Here is a 17,426-nt window from a genome sequence, read left to right on the forward strand (position 1 = left end):
TGCCATGGCACTGCCCCTGCTCGAAGATCACCGTGACCTGGCGGAAGCGGTAGCCGCATTCGCGAACCGCTTCGGTGGGATCGCCGACACGCGCAGCAACGTCAAGCGGTACGCCGCCGGTGATCGGCCGGACTCGTGGGATGGATTGGTCCGTCAGGGACTGCACGCAGTGCACCTGCCGGAGCAATACGGCGGTGACGGGGCAGGTCTTGCCGAACTGGCGGTGGTAGTCGAGCAATTGGGTGATGCGCTTTACCCGGGACCGTACGTTCCGACGGTCATCGCCAGTGGGATCCTCGCAAAAGCTGCCGGCCCGGCTGCGGAATCAATGCTGACCGAATTGGCTGCCGGTGCAACCGGAGCAGTCTGCACCGGCGTGGGATTGCGCGCGGCTCGCAGCGATGCAGGGTGGACCGTGAGCGGTTCTGCCGACCCGGCTCTAGGTCTGCCCGGAGCCGATGTCGTTCTCGTGCAAGCGAACAGCGACGACGGCGAGTTGTGGTTCCGGCTCGAGCAGTCGTCTTCCGCTGCGGTGGAGGTCGAAGACGGAGTGGATCTGACACGCTCGATCGGGACACTGACGTTGACCGATCACAAGGTCGACGCTGGGCTGATCGTCGAGGGTCTCCAGGCGCACCGAGTCGAACTGATCGTCAACACGGTGTTGGCTGCGGAGGCGAGCGGTATCGCCGGGTGGGCGCTACGCACCGCGGTCGACTACGTGAAGTCCCGGCAGCAGTTCGGCCGTCCGGTCGGAAGCTTCCAGGCAGTTCAGCACAAGGCGGCCATGATGCTGGTCCGCTCCGAGATTGCCTGTGCCGCAGCGTGGGACGCCGCTCGGTCCGAAGAGCACGACGAGGATCAACAGAGACTTGTCTCGGCTCAAGCTGCGTTGGCCGCTTTGCCCGTCGGCATCGAGAACGCCCTCGAATGTGTCACGTTGCTCGGCGGAATCGGATTCACCTGGGAGCATGACGCGCATCTGTACTGGCGCCGGGCAATCAGTATCGCTGCGGTGGCGGGTTCCGAGGTGAAGTGGGCACACACGTTGGGAGACCGGTCTGCCGATTCGGAACGGGATTTCTCCTTTGTCGACCCGGACATGCTGCCTGAACTACGAGAGCAGGTTCGCAGGGTTCTGGACGAGGTTGCGCTGCTGCCCGACGACGGAACCACCAGCGCCAGTTGGGCGCCGGCCAAGGGGAGCGCTCGACGCGCCCGATTTGCCGACGCCAAACTGGTAGCCCCGCACTATCGGGCGCCGTACGGGCTGGGAGCAGGACCGAGAGAACAGGCCGTCATCGCACACGAATTCGCGATGCGAGGTTGGGCTCAACCGTCCACGGTGATCGGGGAATGGGTGCTGCCCACGATTCTCGAACACGGCAACGCCGAGCAGCAGGACAGGTTCGTCGAGCCTTCGCTGCGTGCCGACATCATCTGGTGCCAGCTGTTCAGTGAGCCTGGCGCGGGATCAGACCTGGCCGGCCTGAGCACGAAAGCGCGCAAGGTCGACGGTGGCTGGGTCCTGTCGGGTCAGAAAGTGTGGAACTCGGGCGCGCACGAGGCCGATTGGGGAGTATGCCTGGCGCGTTCGGACGCCGACGCTCCGAAACATCGTGGGCTGTCGTACTTCCTGGTCGACATGACCTCGAAAGGTATCGACGTACGTCCGCTGAAACAAGCCACCGGTAAGTCGGAGTTCAACGAGGTATTCCTCGACGACGTCTTCGTCCCGGACGACTGCCTGGTGGCGGAGCCGGGGCAAGGGTGGAAGCTTGCTGCGACAACGCTGTCCAACGAACGCCTGAGTATGGGCAGCACGCTGCACCACGGTTCGAGTCGGCTGTTCCGTCAGGTTATCGCCGACGCGAGCCACGACTGCCCTCGCGAAGACGCAGTGGAGGGCCTCGGCCGCAGTATCTCTCGTGAGTTGGCACTGTCCGCGATGAATCTACGCGGGGTGTCGGCGCGACTGGCGGGTCAGGAACCGGGCGCCGAGATCAGCGTGTCGAAGGTGTACAACGCCCTGGCGCAGCGTGAGGGCTCGCGGGATCTGTTGCGACTGCTCGGACCTCGTGCCGCCGTTGTCGACCCGTCGGCGAATTACGCGATAGACCACATCGGACTTCCCTCGATTCTGTTCGGCGGCGGAACCGTCGAAATTCAACTCAACGTCATCGCGCAGCGCGTACTCGGCCTGCCGCGTTCGTAGATCTTAGGAGTTTCACCATGTACTTGGATTTGTCGGAGGAGTCGAAGACTCTGCGCAAGGAATTGCGGGCGTACTTCGCGGAGATCATCAACGACGAAGACCGCCGTGCTCTCGTGGATCAGACCGAAGGCGGCCCAATCTTCGATCGCATTCTGCGCCGAATGGGTAAAGACGGTTGGCTGGGCTTGGGGTGGCCGGAGGAATTCGGCGGTCGGGGCGAGAACCCCGAAGCTCTGTACGTGTTCTACGACGAGGTGATTCGCGCCAATGCGCCGCTGTCGCTGGTCACGCTGAACACCGTCGGACCCGCTCTGATCAAGCACGGGACGCAAGCTCAGAAGGACTTCTTCCTGCGTCCGATCCTGGCGGGCGAGTTGATCTTTGCCATCGGCTACACCGAACCCAATGCGGGCACCGATCTCGCGGCCCTCGAAACACGCGCCCGCATCGAGGGTGACGAGCTTGTCATCAACGGCAACAAGATCTTCACCAGCGCCGGTGTGTTTGCCGACTGGGTCTGGCTTGCCGTTCGCACCGATCCCGACGCGCCTACGCATCAGGGCATTTCCGTGGTCCTGGTGCCGACCAATTCGCCGGGGTTCTCGGTCACCGAAATTCACACCGTGGGCGGAATCAGCACTTCGGCAACCTATTACGAAGATGTTCGGGTGCCGATCACCAATGTCGTCGGTGAGCTCAATCAAGGGTGGAAGCTCATCACCAACCAGCTCAACCACGAACGTGTTGCCCTGGCGGCACGCGGTGGTATAGCCAACGAGCTCTTCGCCGAGGTGGTCGAATGGGCAAAGACCGAACCCGCCGGTGACGGCCACGTCTACGACATCGGCTGGGTACGTGAGAAATTGGCGGAAGTCTACGCGCTGCTCAGTGCTGCCGACCTGATGAACCTACGACTGGTGGCGGACGTCGCCGCCAACACCTTGGGCGGCGGGGATTCGGCCGCGGCCAAGATCTTCGGTACCGAAGCCGTCGTCAGTGCGTACGGCATGCTGCAGGAAGTGCTGGGCGCCAAGGGCTTACTGCGCCCCGGCACTCCCGGAGCGGTACTGGAAGGGCGGGTCGAGAACCTGGGTCGACGCGCACAGAACAACACCTTCGGCGGTGGAACCAACGAAGTGATGCGTGAAATTGTCGCCGCAAAATGTCTGGGCATGGCGCTTGCTGCGCGTCGCCGGCCCGCTGCACAGAACGAAAAGAGCTGACATGGAATTCGAATTCGACGACAACTTGTCCGCCGTGCGGGATCTGAGTGAATCGATCTTCTCGGCGAAGTCCGGAGTGGACCGACTGCGGGAAGTGGAGGGCGCCGGCGGTTTCGACGCCGAACTGTGGAAGCTCCTCGCCGATTCCGACGTTCTGGGAATTCCTCTGCCAGAGGAGGTCGGGGGAGCGGGACTCGGAATGCTCGGTCTGGCAGCGGTGCTCGAACAACAGGGCCGCCGGGTCGCCCAGGTGCCGCTCTGGTCGGTGATTTCGACGGCAGCGCTGCCGATTGCCGAGTTCGGCAGTACGGAGCAGAAAGCGTCGTGGCTTCCGGGACTGCTCGACGGCTCGGTGATCGTCACCGGCGCCTTCGACACCGGTTACAACGCCGAGACGACGGTTCGCGCCGAGCCGGCGCCTGACGGTTGGGTTCTGTCAGGCCGCGTCGACTCCGTGTCTGCCGCGGAGTTCGCGGCCGCGCTGGTGGTTCCGGTGACGATGCCGGACGGCAGTGTCAGCGTCATGATCGTGCCGACGGACCGGGATGCGCTGGTGCGTACACCGCTTGCGGTGACGAACCGCGAGAGCAACAGCGCTGTGCAGTTCGACGGGGTTGCGGTTACTGCAGCTGACGCACTTCCCGCAGACGGCGCGGTGGTTCGAGATTGGACGTTGCGGCGTGCACGGGTGGCTCTTGCGGCCCTGGCTACCGGCGTCTGCGAGGAAGCGCTGGCGATGACGGCGAAATACACCTCCGAGCGAGTGCAATTCGGTCGTCCACTCTCGACCAACCAGGCAGTTGCCGTCCGGGCCGCCGACGCGTATCTCGACACCGAGAGCACAAGATTGACCACCCACCGCGCTGCCTGGCTGATGGACAGTGGAGTCGAGAGTGAAGCGGAAGCGGCTGCGCTGGTCGCCAAATGGTGGGCGTCGCGCGGCGGTTTGCGCGTGGTGCACGCGACCCAGCACATGCACGGCGGAATCGGCGCGGATGTCGACTATCCGATTCACCGCTATTTCCTGTGGGGACGGCAGATCGCCTTCACTTTGGGGAGCGCGGGGGCGATAGGCGCCGAACTCGCCGATCAGTTGGAGATCCGAGCCCAGATCGGGGCGTCGGCGTGAATATCTGAGACGACAGGTTCCAGTCACGGGCAGCGCGCCGGCAATCATCGCGCTACTCTGCCCTTCGTGAATCGCACCAGTTCGTTCATCAGGCCGTTGGTTCCGCGGGACCCGCACGAGCCGCACCGGGTGGCGACGCCGCTCGAACTGCTCACCGACCTCTGCTTCGTCGTGGCGGTCGCTCAAGCGGCCACCGGCCTGCACCACGCGATCAGCGAAGGGCACGCGGCTTCGGGCGTCGGGCACTTCGCGATGGCGTTTTTCGCGATCTGGTGGACGTGGCTGAATTTCACGTGGTTCACCTCGGCGTACGACAACGACGACGGAATCGCCCGGCTGCTGACCATATTCCAGATCCTCGGATCGCTGGTCCTTGCAGCCGGCATCGTCCGCTTCTTCAACGACGACGCCCTGCTGATCATCGTCGGCTACGTCATCATGCGAATAGCCCTGGTCATCCAATGGCTCAGGGTCTCGCGGAACGACCCCGAGCATGCGCTCACGGCGCGTCGATACGCTCTCGGAATCGTGTTGGTCCAGATCGGTTGGATCGGTTTCTACTTCGTGCCGTCCGCCGTTTACGTCCCGACGTTCCTGGTGTTGGTTCTGTGCGAATTCGCGGTACCGATCTGGTCGGAGAAGCCGGGCATGACGCCGTGGCACCCGCATCACATCGCGGAGCGGTACTCGTTGTTCTTCATCATCGTTCTGGGCGAGACGATCCTTTCGACCACCATCGCGATTCAGGACGCCGTGGACGGTGAGCATCCGGCAGCGCAGGTCACCTACGTCGTGATCGGCGGCATTCTGATTGTCTTCAGCCTGTGGTGGTTGTACTTCCAACGCAATGCAGGCGAAGTGATCGGCGGTGACAACGTCTCACCCTTCGTCTGGGGGTTCGGTCACTACTTCATCTTCGCCGCCGCTGCCGCCATCGGTGCGGGGTTGGCCTCGCGCGTCGACTTCTGGACTCATCACGGTGACGGCAGCGCGTTGGTGACGGGTGCTGCCGTCACCGTTCCGGTCGCGGTCATCCTTGCCGCCTTGTGGTTCATCCACATTCGACTACACGACTCCTCGGTACGCACCCTCGTGCCGTTCTCGGTCGCGATAGTCGTCGTGCTCGGTGGTACCTACACCGCGGTGCCCGAACTGGTCGCGGGACTGGCCTGCGCCGCGCTGTTGGCCGTGGAACTGATTCTGACCGAGGGCAAATCCGAAACCGTCTGAACCGGGTCAGCGAATCGCGAGTCGCTCCTTGCGGAGCTTGTCGACCTCGGGCAGATGCAGGGGTTCAAGCTCGTTCACACCCAAGGCGCGCATGAGCAGGAGGTCCGCGAGTTCGGGGTTGCGAGCCAAAGCGGGTCCGTGCATGTACGTCCCGATCACCGAACCCTGCACGACGCCTTCGAATCCGTCGCCGACGCCGTTTCCGACACCATGGGTGACACGTGCGAATCCAGAGGCTGAGCTACCCAGAGTTGTTCCGCCGCGATGGTTCTCGAAACCTGAGAGGGGCGCGGTGAGTCCGTCGATCAACGGCTTCGTGATGACTTCGCCGATGGAACGCTTCTCCTGCGGCGAGGTCGTGACGTCGAGCATCGAGACACCGTCGACGCGTTCGCCGCTGGAGGTTTCGTACCAGTTGCCGAGCACCTGAATGGCAGCGCAGATCGCCAGAACCGGTGCGCCGCGCTCGGCGGCACGTTGCAGGCCAGGGTATTTCGCGAGGTGACGCGTGGCGAGGCGCTGAGCGGAATCCTCGGCGCCACCCAACGTGTACACGTCGAGCGAATCGGGGACCGGATCGCTGAGGGTGATGTCCACGATTTCGGCGTCGTAGCCGCGCATCCGTAGACGCTGACGCAGGATCAGGGCATTGCCGCCGTCGCCGTAGGTGCCCATGACGTCGGGGAGTACCAGACCGATGCGAACTGTCGAGTCAGACATTGCGAGACTCCTTCGCGATGGCAGTGTTGAGGTCACGGAAGGCCGTGTAGTTCGCCAGTACCTCCACACGTCCGGGGGGGCAGGAAGCGATGGCGCGCAACGGGTCCGGGTCGAGAGTGTGCTCGACGCCCGCGTACGTGAGGCGAACTGCCAGATCTGTTCCGCGTTCACCGGCGGCCACTACCTTGACACCTTCGAAGTGCTCGAACTTCACGTCCCACAGCCAGGAGAGGTCCTCGCCGTCCGGCACCTGACCGTTCACCGCGATGACCAGACCGTCCACCGTGGGATCGATCATCGACAGCGCTTCCTGCCAGCCGGCGGGATTCTTCGCGAGCAGCATGTGAACGGAGTGCGGTCCGACCTCGACGGTGCTGTATCGACCTGCGACTTCTTGAACCGTCGATGCGGCGGCAACTGCCCCGACCGGATCTGCACCCAAAGCCGCTGCAGCCGCTACGGCCTGAGCTGCGTTGCCGCGGTTGGCTTTTCCGGGGAGGGTCAACGTCATCGGAATCTTCAGGCCGTCGGGGCCGTGGAGATTGTCGTCGTCGAGCCACCAGGTCGGCTCGGGCCGCGCGAAGTCGGAACCGGTACTGCGCCAGTGCTTTCCCTCCCACACGATGGGTTCGCCGGTGCGCGGGCAGCTGACGGAATCGCCGGCCCAACCGCCGCCGGCAGCAACCCACACGACGTTGGTGGCGTCGTATGCCACGGAGGTGACCAGTACGTCGTCGCAGTTGGCGACGATCACCGCATTCGGATGCGCGTTGACGCACGCGCGCAGTTTCCGTTCGATCATGTTGATCTCGCCGACCCGGTCGAGTTGATCGCGGCTGAGGTTGAGCAGCACGATCACTTCCGGGTTCACGGCGTCGGCTACGTGGGGGACGTGCAGTTCGTCGACCTCGAGTGCCGCCAGCGTCGCATCGGTACGCGCGGCCAGGGCGGCCACGATCCCGGCATCCATGTTGGCGCCGTCGGCCTGCGTGGCGACGTCACCGAGTGTCGCGAGCGCTGCGGCGGTCATACGCGTGGTCGTCGACTTGCCGTTGGTGCCGGTGACCACGACGGTGCGCTTGCCGCGTCCGAGCTGAGTCATGAGCGTCGGGTCGATCTTGAGGGCGATCAGCCCGCCGATCATCGAACCCTTGCCGCGACCGGCCTTCTGCGATGCCCAAGATGCTGCTGCGGCAGCTCGCATGGCGAGCTTTCCGCGCGCTGTGATCGATAGTCCAGTTCCCACGGCCCGAGTTTGGCACAGGGCGTCGTCAGACGCCGAGTCGCGCCGGTGGTGAGGCTGCAGGTGTGTCCGAGAAAACAGTGTTCGCGGGCTTACGTCTCATCTGTGCGGCGCTCGCTCCGGCGATCACGATGACCGCCCCGACCAGTGACAACGGGCTCGGATCCTCGTGCAGGAACAGCCAGGACGCGCCGATTCCCACGACTGGCACCAGCAAGGAGAGCGGCGCCACCATGCCGGCGGGATAGCGGCCCATGAGCATCGTCCAGAGCCCGGATCCGGCGATGGTGCCGAGCAGAATGATGTAGGCCAGCCCGACCAGCGACGGCCAGGCGTCGGCGCTGAATGCGGTGCCGAGTGCGTGCCAGCCGACTGTGGGGCCTTCGACCACGGCTGACAGTGCGAGCATCGGTAACGGCGGGATGACACACATCCACAACATCAAGCGCATCGGTGCAGGCTCGCCGACGGTGTTCGCCGCAGCCAAGCGGCTGCCGAGATTGCCGAACGCCCAGGACAGGCCGCCGAGGAGCGTGAGGATGACGGGCAGCAGTGCCGCGTGGTGCGAGCGGTCCCAGCCGATCAAGGACATCCCGCCAACGGCGACGGCGATACCGGAGACCTGCCAGACGCTGAGCTTCTCGCGGAGCAGGAACGCGCCGAGTAGGACGGTGAACGGTGCTGACGACTGCAGGACCAGTGATGCGAGACCCGTCGGCATCCCCGAATGCATCGCCCAGAAGAGGAAGACGAACTGGCCGAATCCGAAACCGAATCCGTAGAGCAGCAGCCAACGGAGCGGCACCTGTGGACGCGGCACGAAGATGACCACCGGAATCGCGATGATCAGAAACCGCAGCGCTGCGAAGAAGAATGGCGGGAAATGATCCAGGCCGACGCGAATGGCCAGGAAGTTCAGACCCCACAAGACGATCACGGTCAGGCCGAGGAGACGGTCGCGGGGAGTCATGCGTTAATCGTGAGCCTTACGAAGCATCAGAACAAGCGAATATAGATGCACTATCCATGTAGTTTTGCTACATGGATATTCGTCACCGTATGGATGCCACGCGCCTGCGAATCCTCCGCGAGCTCGCCGACCGAGGAACCGTCGGCGCTACTGCTCTCGCCCTCTCGATGACGCCGTCCGCCGTCTCGCAACAACTCAAGATCCTCGGACGAGAAGCGGGGGTCTCGCTCCTCGAACCGGACGGGCGCACGCTGCGCCTCACCGACGCGGGTCGAGCGCTGGTGCTTCGCGCCGACGACGTGGTGGCGGCGCTAGACCGGGCGGCGGACGAGATGGCGTCGTACCGAGGCTCGCCGCGGGGAAAGGTGCGAGTCGCGTTCTTTCCCTCCGGCGCGGCGCTCCTGCTGCCCGGTGTCCTGACGGCGCTGAAGAACTCGGACGTGGACATCGACGCCTACGACGTCGACAAACCGGCGTCCGCCGTCCCTGGGCTGTTGGCCGATCACGATGTGATCCTCACCCACCGTGACGAACGCGGAGCCGAGACGTCGTTTCCCCGGGTCAGCGTGCAACCGCTGATGCGTGAACCGATCGATCTGGTGCTGCGGCCTGATCATCCACTCGCCGGGCAGGATTCGGTCCGGCTGGAACAATTGGCCGACGAGAACTGGATAAGCGTGCGCGGCGGGTTTCCGGTCGACGACGTTCTGCTGTCGGTTGCGTCGGTAACCGGCGTCCAGCCTCGCGTCGCTCATCGGATCAACGATTTCCGCGTCATCGAAGAACTGGTGGCGGCGGGCCACGGCGTGGCTTTGATGCCGCGATACGCGATCACGCATCCCGGAGTGTCGAGGAAACCGGTGGCGGGAGTGCGCGCTGCACGAGTTTATGAATTGGCAACTCGGTTACACGCCAACCGCAGTCCGGCTATCGGAGTCGTGCTCGACGCCTTTCGTGACGTCGCGCGTGCTGTCGGTGAATGAAGGCCGTTGGTGAATGAACGGCTGTCGGTGAATGGGCAGCTGTTGGTGAATGAACACAAAACGGGAGCGACACGATTAGTGTCGCTCCCGTTTCGGTAGTGCAATCCTCACGGATTAGTGAGGGTCGCTTAGTGAGGGCCGGTATCAGGCGAGAGCCTTGGCCTTCAGTGCTGCGAATTCTTCTTCACTGATGGTGCCGGCGTCGAGAAGTGCCTTTGCATCTGCGATGGATTCGGCCGGGGACTTTCCGGCAACCTCACGGATGTAGCTGTCCTGTGCGTTCTTGACCTGCTGTGCAGCCTCGAGGGACCGCTGTGCCATTCCGTCACTGCGAACGATCAGGTAGACGAGCGAGGTGAGCAGCGGAATGAAGAACAGGAAGACGATCCAGATTGCCTTCACCCAGCCGGAGGTCTTGTGATCGCGGAACAGGTCGGTGATGATCGAGAAGAGCAGGATCAAGTACGCGATGAACGCGAAGCTGATGATGATCAGCCAGAGGAAGTCCCAAAAGGAATCCATTGTCGAGCTCCATTTCACAAGTCGGATTTGTCTGAGCTGACTATCTCACGCGCACGTGGCGTCTGCATCATCCTCGATGGGTGAATTCTTTTTGTTAACTTCGCTAACCGACTCTTTCGGGACCAATGTCATGCCGAATCGAAAACATCGACCGAAAATCTTCAGTGCTCTGAAAACGACCCTGGCCCCACCCGAAAATCGGGTGAGACCAGGGATTGTTCACGAGTCAGGAGCTGAGTGTCAGCTGGCGCGGTTTACTGCCGAGACCACAGCGCGCAGCGAGGCCGTCGTGATCGACGTGGCGATACCCACACCCCAGACGACGGTGCTCTGACCCTCCGGGCCCGTCACGGCGCACTCGACGTAGGCCGCGGCCTGGGCGTCGTCACCGGCGGACATCGCGTGCTCGGAGTAGTCGAGGACACGAACGTCGAAGTTGATGCTTCCCAGCGCGTCGACGAAGGCAGCGAGCGGGCCGTTGCCGGTTCCCGAGATCTCCTGCTCCTTGCCGTTCACCTTGACGATCGCGGTGATCGCATCGGTGCCGCCGTCCTCCTCGGACGCGGTGACCTTCTGCTTCATGCGCTCGAGCGGGGTGATGGGAGCGAGGTACTCCTCGTGGAAGACATCCCACATTTCCTTCGGCGAGACCTCGCCGCCCTCGCCGTCGGTGATCTTCTGGACCGACTGCGAGAACTCGACCTGCAGACGACGCGGCAGCACCAGACCGTGATCGGCCTTCATGATGTATGCGACGCCGCCCTTGCCGGACTGCGAGTTCACACGGATGACGGCCTCGTAGCTGCGGCCGACGTCCTTCGGGTCGATCGGCAGGTAGGGGACCTGCCAGAGAATGTCGTCGACGTCGGAGTTCTGGCTGTCGGCGTCGACCTTCATGGCGTCGAGGCCCTTGTTGATCGCGTCCTGGTGGCTGCCGGAGAACGCGGTGTAGACCAGGTCGCCGCCGTACGGATGACGCTCGTGGACGGGCAGCTGGTTGCAGTACTCGACCGTGCGACGGATCTCGTCGATGTTCGAGAAATCGATCTGCGGGTCGACGCCGCGCGTGAACATGTTCAGAGCGAGAGTGACCAGGCAGACGTTGCCGGTGCGCTCACCGTTGCCGAACAGGCAGCCTTCGATGCGGTCCGCGCCGGCCTGGTAGCCCAGCTCGGCTGCAGCGACACCCGTGCCGCGGTCGTTGTGGGGGTGCAGCGACAGGATGACCGAATCGCGGCGGGCCAGGTTGCGGTGCATCCACTCGATGGAGTCGGCATACACGTTGGGTGTCGCCATCTCGACGGTGGCGGGCAGGTTCAGGATGACCGGGTTGGCCGGCGTCGCACCCAGGGTTTCGGTGACGGCGTCACATACTTCCTTGGCGTACTCGAGCTCGGTGCCGGTGTAGGACTCGGGCGAGTATTCCCAGCGCCAGTTCGTGTCCGGGTACTTCTTCGACTCGGCGAGGACCAGTTCGGCGGCGTCGGTGGCGATCTTCTTGATCGTGTCCTTGTCGGCGCGGAACACGACGCGGCGCTGCAGAATCGAGGTGGAGTTGTAGAAGTGCACGATCGCGTTCTCGGCACCTTCACAGGCCTCGAACGTGCGCTTGATCAGCTCGGGACGCGACTGCGTCAGCACCTGGATGGTGACGTCGGACGGGATGGCGCCGTCCTCGATGATCTCGCGAACGAAATCGAAGTCCGTCTGGCTCGCGGACGGGAAGCCGACCTCGATCTCCTTGTAGCCCATACGAACCAGGAGATCGAACATACGACGCTTGCGCGCCGGGCTCATCGGATCGATCAGCGCCTGGTTGCCGTCGCGCAGGTCAACGGCACACCACTGGGGTGCTCGGTCGATGATCTTGTCCGGCCAGGTGCGGTCGGGCAGCGTGACCGTCTCGACCTCTTCGGCGAACGGGCGGTAGCGGAACGTCGGCATCGACGAGTTCTTCTGCGTGTTCCACGCAGGCTGGTCGGACGGTGCCGGCTTCGTGGGCGGGGTGATGGTGCGAGTGCCGGTGGTGAATGCGTCAGCGGGGGACATGGGTGTGATCTCCAGGATTGTGGACCCGGCCTGTTGACCTGTTGGTCAAGACCATGAGTCCGGAAGGCTTGGTCGACCGGCGCACAAAAACCCCGCGGCGGGAGGCCAGTCTGGATCAGACCCCGTCGCGGCAACCAAGAAGGAGTGCGCGCTGCATGCACAGCACTCTACTCCTGGATTTCGCGAGAAATCGGTGGGGTTCGCCCTCATGTCCAATTTGTCGCCGAATTGTGCTGCCGTTTCGGCCCCGAAAATGGTGGACTGTCGTCCATGGATCCCCGAATCGCCGTGGCGAGCACGTACCTCGACGCGCTCCGCAGTCACGATGGCAGTTCCGTACCGCTGGCTCCGGACGCGGTACGCCACGAGGTCGGGCTCAAGACCGGATTTTCGGGGAATCATTTGCGGCGCAGCCTTTCCGGAGGTCCTCAGTATCGCGTGATCCGCGACATTCGTGAGGTGGAGTGGACGGTCGACGGGGACGACCTGACGGCTGACTACCTCCTCGACGCCGGGTTGTTCGGGCGGAACCTGATGACCGTTCGGGTTACCGAGACCTTCCGGATACCCGCTGACGATCACCGCATTCACCACATCACCGCGAAGATTCGACCGGCGCGCGCCAAGCACACGTGATGCGCTCGATCCGCTGGATCGTCTGTTCACTGCTGATCGTTCTCGCTGGTCTCGGTGCTGCCGGCTCGGTGCTCGCGCTGTTCGTCCACACCCAGGTGAACGACACCGACAGTTACGTCGAGACGGTTGCCCCGTTGGCTTCCGAACCTGCTGTCCAAGCGGCTGTCGTTGATCGGCTGACCGAGGAACTGACGCAGCGGTTGGACCGGTTTCCGCAGGTGGTGACGAGACAAGCCGAGAAACTTGTTCGGGAGGCGGCTCAGTCGTTGGTCTCCAGCGACCAGTTCGCGACGCTCTGGACCGCGGCCAACCGTCAGGCGCACGCGCAACTTGCTGCGATGGTGACCGGCAGAGCCACCGATGGCATCGTTCGGTCCGACGACAGCGGAACAGTCACCTTGTCCCTCGAGCCGATCATGACAGAACTGCGGACGAACCTCCGCGATCGCGGATTCACCGTCGTCGATCGTCTTCCGACGTTCGATCCGCAGTTCGAGATCCTGCAGTCCGACGAGCTGGTGCGGGCCCAGGACCTCTCGAACACTCTCGACCGGGCAGCGGCCTGGCTGCCGTGGGTGTCGCTGGCCTGTGCGATCGCGGCCGTCGCAGTTGCGCCGAGGCGAATGCGCGCACTGTCCCTGGTCGGGCTGGCGACGGCGGTGGCGATGATCGCCCTGTTGGTGGCGCTGGCCGTCGTGCGGCGGGTCTATTTACAGAATTCAGACATACCGTCATCCGAGGCGGCAGTCGCGGTGTACGACGCGCTGGCAGTTTCGCTGGTCAGCAGTATCCGCGTGCTTCTCGCCTGCGGAGTTGCCGTCGCGGTGGCCGGTTACGTTGCCGGTGGCTCGCGTTCTGCGACGTTGATGCGAGCGCGGATCTCGCAACTGATCCCGCGCGGATCTGAGGCGAACAGCAGTACGCATCGGGAAGTCCCAGGACCACCTCGGTAAGCTCGACCTCTGGTATCTGTAAACAATTTCGACCTGGAGGTAGAAACGCGTGGCTCTCGTCGTCCAGAAGTACGGCGGATCCTCGGTGGCAACCGCCGAGCGCATCCGACGAGTCGCTGAACGGATCGTCGAGACCAAGAAGGCCGGCAATGATGTCGTCGTCGTGGTGTCAGCGATGGGCGATACCACCGATGAGCTGCTCGATCTGGCTCAGCAGGTGTGCCCTTCCCCGCCGGCCCGTGAAATGGACATGCTGCTGACCTCGGGTGAGCGCATCTCCAACTCCTTGGTAGCGATGGCAATTCACTCCCTCGGCGCCGAAGCTCGTTCGTTCTCGGGCTCACAAGCCGGAGTCATCACGACCGGCAGCCACGGAAACGCCAAGATCATCGACGTCACGCCGGGCCGTGTTCGCACTGCGCTGGACGAAGGCTCGATCGTTCTGGTCGCCGGATTCCAAGGCGTCAGCCAGGACAGCAAGGACATCACGACGCTCGGACGCGGTGGCTCGGACACCACTGCCGTGGCGTTGGCAGCTGCACTCAACGCCGACGTCTGCGAGATCTACACCGACGTCGACGGCGTTTTCTCCGCCGATCCGCGCATCGTCCCCGACGCTCACCGCCTCGAGACGGTTTCCTTCGAGGAAATGCTCGAACTCGCAGCGTGTGGTGCCAAGGTGCTCATGCTCCGGTGCGTCGAGTACGCCCGTCGTTACAACGTGCCTGTGCACGTCCGTTCGTCATACACCACCAAGCCCGGAACAATCGTGTCCGGATCGATGGAGGACATTCCTGTGGAAGAGGCCCTGATCACCGGAGTCGCGCACGATCGCGGCGAAGCCAAGATCACCGTTGTCGGATTGCCGGACACACCGGGACACGCTGCCAAGGTGTTCCGCGCAGTCTCCGATGCCGAGATCAACATCGACATGGTGCTGCAGAACATCTCCAAGGTGGAGACCAACAAGACGGACATCACCTTCACGCTTCCGACGGCCGACGGCCCCCGCGCCGTCGAGATCCTGACCAAGCGTCAGGAAGACATCGGCTTCACGCAGATCTTGTTCGACGACCACATCGGCAAGGTTTCCCTGGTCGGCGCCGGAATGCGGAGCCACCCGGGCGTCACCGCCACGTTCTGCGAGGCGCTGGCCAAGGCAGACATCAACATCGACCTCATCTCGACCTCTGAGATCCGCATCTCAGTGCTGGTCAAGGACACCGAATTGGACGACGCTGTACGTGTCATCCACGACGCTTTCGGGCTCGGTGGCGAAGAAGAAGCAGTAGTACACGCTGGAACGGGACGGTAATTTCTCATGACGACTATCGCTGTTGTCGGTGCGACCGGTCAGGTCGGCATCGTCATGCGCACTTTGCTCGAAGAGCGGAACTTCCCCGCGGACAAGGTGCGGTTCTTCGCATCTGCACGCTCCGCCGGTAAGAAGCTGCCCTTCCGCGGCGAAGAGATCATCGTCGAGGATGCGGCCGCCACATCGGATGAGGACCTGAAGGGCATCGACATCGCCCTGTTCTCAGCCGGTGCGACGCTCTCGCGCGCCCAGGCTCCGCGCTTCGCTGCTGCCGGCGCGACCGTTGTAGACAACTCTTCGGCATGGCGCAAGGATCCCGAGGTTCCCCTCGTGGTCAGCGAGGTCAACCCGCAGGACACGCAGAACCTGGTCAAGGGCATTATCGCGAACCCCAACTGCACCACCATGGCAGCGATGCCGGTGCTGAAGGTTCTGCACGACGAAGCCGGTCTGCAGCGTCTGATCGTCTCCAGCTACCAGGCCGTGTCCGGTAGCGGCATCGCCGGCGTCGAGGAACTCCTCGGCCAGGTGCGCGCCGTAGTCGGAGACGCGGAGAAGCTGGTTCACGACGGCAGTGCCGTCGACTTCCCGGCCCCGAACAACTACGTCGCCCCCATCGCGTTCAACGTCCTGCCTCTCGCAGGTTCGCTGGTCGACGACGGAAGCGGCGAGACCGACGAGGATCAGAAGCTCCGCAACGAGAGCCGCAAGATCCTCGGACTTCCCGATCTGTTGGTTTCGGGTACGTGCGTGCGCGTTCCCGTCGTGACCGGGCACTCGCTCGCGATCAACGCAGAGTTCGCCAACCCGCTCTCGGTTGCTCGCGCCAAGGAGATCCTCGCCGACGCTCCGGGCGTCGAGCTTGTCGAGGTTCCGACGCCGCTGGCCGCTGCCGGTGGCAACGCGTCGCTGGTCGGTCGTATCCGTCAGGATCCGGGTGTCCCGGAGGGACGCGGACTTGCGCTCTTCGTTTCGGGCGACAATCTGCGTAAGGGTGCCGCGCTCAACACGATTCAGATTGCCGAGCTGTTGGTCGGCTAGATCTTTCGTTCGGTACCGGCCCCGCACCTAGGTGCGGGGCCGGTGTCGTTTCGACCGGCGCTCTAGTCGAGTTCGGAAATGGCGACCAGGCCACCGAGGTACTCGGCATCCGAATACGCTTTGGCGAGTAGCACTCCGAGCTCACCGAGAGCTTCGGTGTCGCTGCCGTACGCAACAAACATGCCCGCTTCGGGATCGGTGCCGAAGCGGCCCTCCAGATGCGGTGCATCGCGGCCTACCACTGCGTGGGCGACCGACGCCCAGTCGTAACCGGAGCCTTCGAAACCCTCTACCTGCTCGAATGTCGATGCCACCTTGCCGAAATGCTGGTCGGTGAGCATCAGTGACCAGTTGCCCGAAGACGTTTCGAAAAGCTGCAGCGGTTCGATCGATGGTGATGTCATGTGAGTATTGAAGCAGATCCGACCGACAGGTTTCAGTCGGCTGCTAACGCCCGACCGATTGTGCGAGAGCCACGGCAAAACTGGAAAGTCGTTCTCGGGTATAGGTTTCGGGATCACTGACGGCCAGTCGTCCGAGCATTTCGGCGAACGACATCATGGTGTGTGCGAGGAGAACCGGATCAAGGCCTTCGAGCTTCGGCTCGAGGGCAATCCCGGCGCGGGCCAGTTCTTCGGCGCGGGCGAAGACAGCTCCGCGAGAGAGCTTCAACAAGCCGTGATACTCGCTGGGGGCGTTCTCGACAGACGTCAGAATCAGGCGCCAGCGCGTCGGGTTCTCCAGTACGGCGTCGACGAAGGCGCCAACGGTCCCGGTGTACGACGCCGCTGGGCCGAGTTCGCTCAGATCTGTCGGCATGGTTTCGAGCACCTGAGCGATGGCACGCTCGTGCTCGCGGCGCAGCAGTGCAGCGACGAGATCGGTCCTGGTATCGAAAATCGTGTAGAGGACGGGCTTGCCGACACCGGCTTCGGCAGCGACGGATTCCATGCTGAGGTTGTGCAGGCCAACGCGGCCGGTGACCTCGAATGCTGCGTCGAGGAGCTGCTCGCGACGTTGCTCCGGCGCCATGCGAGGGGCGTACTTGCGCCGCGGTGTATCCGTTGCGTCAGCTTGTGACCTGGTCATCGTGTGCATCACCTCCGGTCTCACCCTAATCTGCCTGCCACTTCTTCGTGAATAATACGCAACCGTTGTATTCATCGTCTGCAATTGTTACGGTGGCGTTGTATTCGA

Annotated in this window: 16 protein-coding genes; 9 read left to right on the forward strand and 7 right to left on the reverse strand. The window is 63.4% G+C overall.

Annotated elements, in window-relative coordinates:
- Positions 1-4: 4 nt before the first annotated feature.
- From QM609_RS06575 to QM609_RS06590, 4 genes are all read left to right on the forward strand, one after another.
- Positions 5-2,215, forward strand: coding sequence for an acyl-CoA dehydrogenase family protein (locus tag QM609_RS06575; RefSeq protein ID WP_076948721.1), 2,211 nt, complete (start codon positions 5-7; stop codon positions 2,213-2,215).
- A gap of 17 nt (positions 2,216-2,232) precedes the next feature.
- Complete coding sequence (locus tag QM609_RS06580; RefSeq protein ID WP_076948722.1) at positions 2,233-3,438, forward strand: acyl-CoA dehydrogenase family protein; 1,206 nt, start codon at positions 2,233-2,235, stop codon at positions 3,436-3,438.
- Between the two features lies 1 nt (position 3,439).
- Positions 3,440-4,567 (forward strand): acyl-CoA dehydrogenase family protein, encoded by a 1,128-nt coding sequence (locus QM609_RS06585; RefSeq protein ID WP_076948723.1) that lies wholly within the window; start codon positions 3,440-3,442, stop codon positions 4,565-4,567.
- A gap of 66 nt (positions 4,568-4,633) precedes the next feature.
- Positions 4,634-5,797 carry a low temperature requirement protein A gene (locus QM609_RS06590; protein ID WP_047271595.1) on the forward strand — a complete coding sequence of 388 codons (1,164 nt, stop codon included), beginning with the start codon at positions 4,634-4,636 and terminating at the stop codon, positions 5,795-5,797.
- A gap of 6 nt (positions 5,798-5,803) precedes the next feature.
- Here QM609_RS06590 and QM609_RS06595 read toward each other — a convergent pair whose 3' ends face one another.
- The 3 genes from QM609_RS06595 to QM609_RS06605 are packed head-to-tail and all read right to left on the reverse strand — an operon-like array spanning position 5,804 to position 8,730.
- Positions 5,804-6,517, reverse strand: coding sequence for a type 1 glutamine amidotransferase (locus tag QM609_RS06595; protein ID WP_007731510.1), 714 nt, complete (start codon positions 6,515-6,517; stop codon positions 5,804-5,806).
- Positions 6,510-7,763, reverse strand: a complete 1,254-nt coding sequence (locus QM609_RS06600; RefSeq protein WP_050656968.1) for a Mur ligase family protein — start codon at positions 7,761-7,763, stop codon at positions 6,510-6,512. The genes QM609_RS06595 and QM609_RS06600 overlap by 8 nt, the downstream gene beginning before the upstream one ends.
- Before the next feature lie 25 nt (positions 7,764-7,788).
- On the reverse strand, positions 7,789-8,730 hold the full coding sequence (locus tag QM609_RS06605; RefSeq protein WP_050656967.1) for an EamA family transporter: 942 nt from the start codon (positions 8,728-8,730) through the stop codon (positions 7,789-7,791).
- An 89-nt stretch (positions 8,731-8,819) separates the two neighbouring features.
- On the opposite strand from QM609_RS06605, the gene QM609_RS06610 reads away from it, so the two are divergent.
- A complete protein-coding gene (locus tag QM609_RS06610) occupies positions 8,820-9,713 on the forward strand; it encodes a LysR family transcriptional regulator (RefSeq protein ID WP_050656981.1) in 894 nt (297 codons plus the stop codon).
- 144 nt (positions 9,714-9,857) lie between these two features.
- Here the strand turns inward: QM609_RS06610 and QM609_RS06615 are convergent, their stop codons facing one another.
- Positions 9,858-10,235: a PLDc N-terminal domain-containing protein gene (locus QM609_RS06615; RefSeq protein WP_003943489.1), complete on the reverse strand. Its 378-nt coding sequence runs from the start codon at positions 10,233-10,235 to the stop codon at positions 9,858-9,860.
- Between the two features lie 240 nt (positions 10,236-10,475).
- Positions 10,476-12,284 (reverse strand): 2-isopropylmalate synthase, encoded by a 1,809-nt coding sequence (gene leuA, locus QM609_RS06620; RefSeq protein ID WP_003943488.1) that lies wholly within the window; start codon positions 12,282-12,284, stop codon positions 10,476-10,478.
- 270 nt (positions 12,285-12,554) lie between these two features.
- Between leuA and QM609_RS06625 the strand changes: the two genes are divergently transcribed.
- Genes QM609_RS06625 through QM609_RS06640 form a run of 4 tightly spaced genes read left to right on the forward strand, consistent with a single transcriptional unit; the run spans position 12,555 to position 16,229 of the window.
- Positions 12,555-12,920: a DUF8021 domain-containing protein gene (locus tag QM609_RS06625; RefSeq protein WP_003943492.1), complete on the forward strand. Its 366-nt coding sequence runs from the start codon at positions 12,555-12,557 to the stop codon at positions 12,918-12,920.
- Positions 12,920-13,873 carry a hypothetical protein gene (locus QM609_RS06630; RefSeq protein WP_050656980.1) on the forward strand — a complete coding sequence of 318 codons (954 nt, stop codon included), beginning with the start codon at positions 12,920-12,922 and terminating at the stop codon, positions 13,871-13,873. Before QM609_RS06625 ends, QM609_RS06630 begins: the two co-directional genes overlap by 1 nt.
- Before the next feature lie 49 nt (positions 13,874-13,922).
- On the forward strand, positions 13,923-15,188 hold the full coding sequence (locus QM609_RS06635; protein ID WP_003943494.1) for an aspartate kinase: 1,266 nt from the start codon (positions 13,923-13,925) through the stop codon (positions 15,186-15,188).
- Positions 15,189-15,194: 6 nt separating this feature from the next.
- Entirely contained in the window at positions 15,195-16,229 is a 1,035-nt protein-coding gene (locus tag QM609_RS06640; RefSeq protein ID WP_003943474.1) for an aspartate-semialdehyde dehydrogenase, read from the forward strand.
- A 62-nt stretch (positions 16,230-16,291) separates the two neighbouring features.
- Here QM609_RS06640 and QM609_RS06645 read toward each other — a convergent pair whose 3' ends face one another.
- Positions 16,292-16,633 (reverse strand): Imm51 family immunity protein, encoded by a 342-nt coding sequence (locus tag QM609_RS06645; protein WP_047271601.1) that lies wholly within the window; start codon positions 16,631-16,633, stop codon positions 16,292-16,294.
- Between the two features lie 43 nt (positions 16,634-16,676).
- Entirely contained in the window at positions 16,677-17,327 is a 651-nt protein-coding gene (locus QM609_RS06650; RefSeq protein ID WP_080961231.1) for a TetR/AcrR family transcriptional regulator, read from the reverse strand.
- Between the last annotated feature and the right edge of the window lie 99 nt (positions 17,328-17,426).

The sequence above is a fragment of the Rhodococcus sp. IEGM 1302 genome, assembly GCF_030056935.1.
Lineage (GTDB): Bacteria > Actinomycetota > Actinomycetes > Mycobacteriales > Mycobacteriaceae > Rhodococcus_F > Rhodococcus_F qingshengii.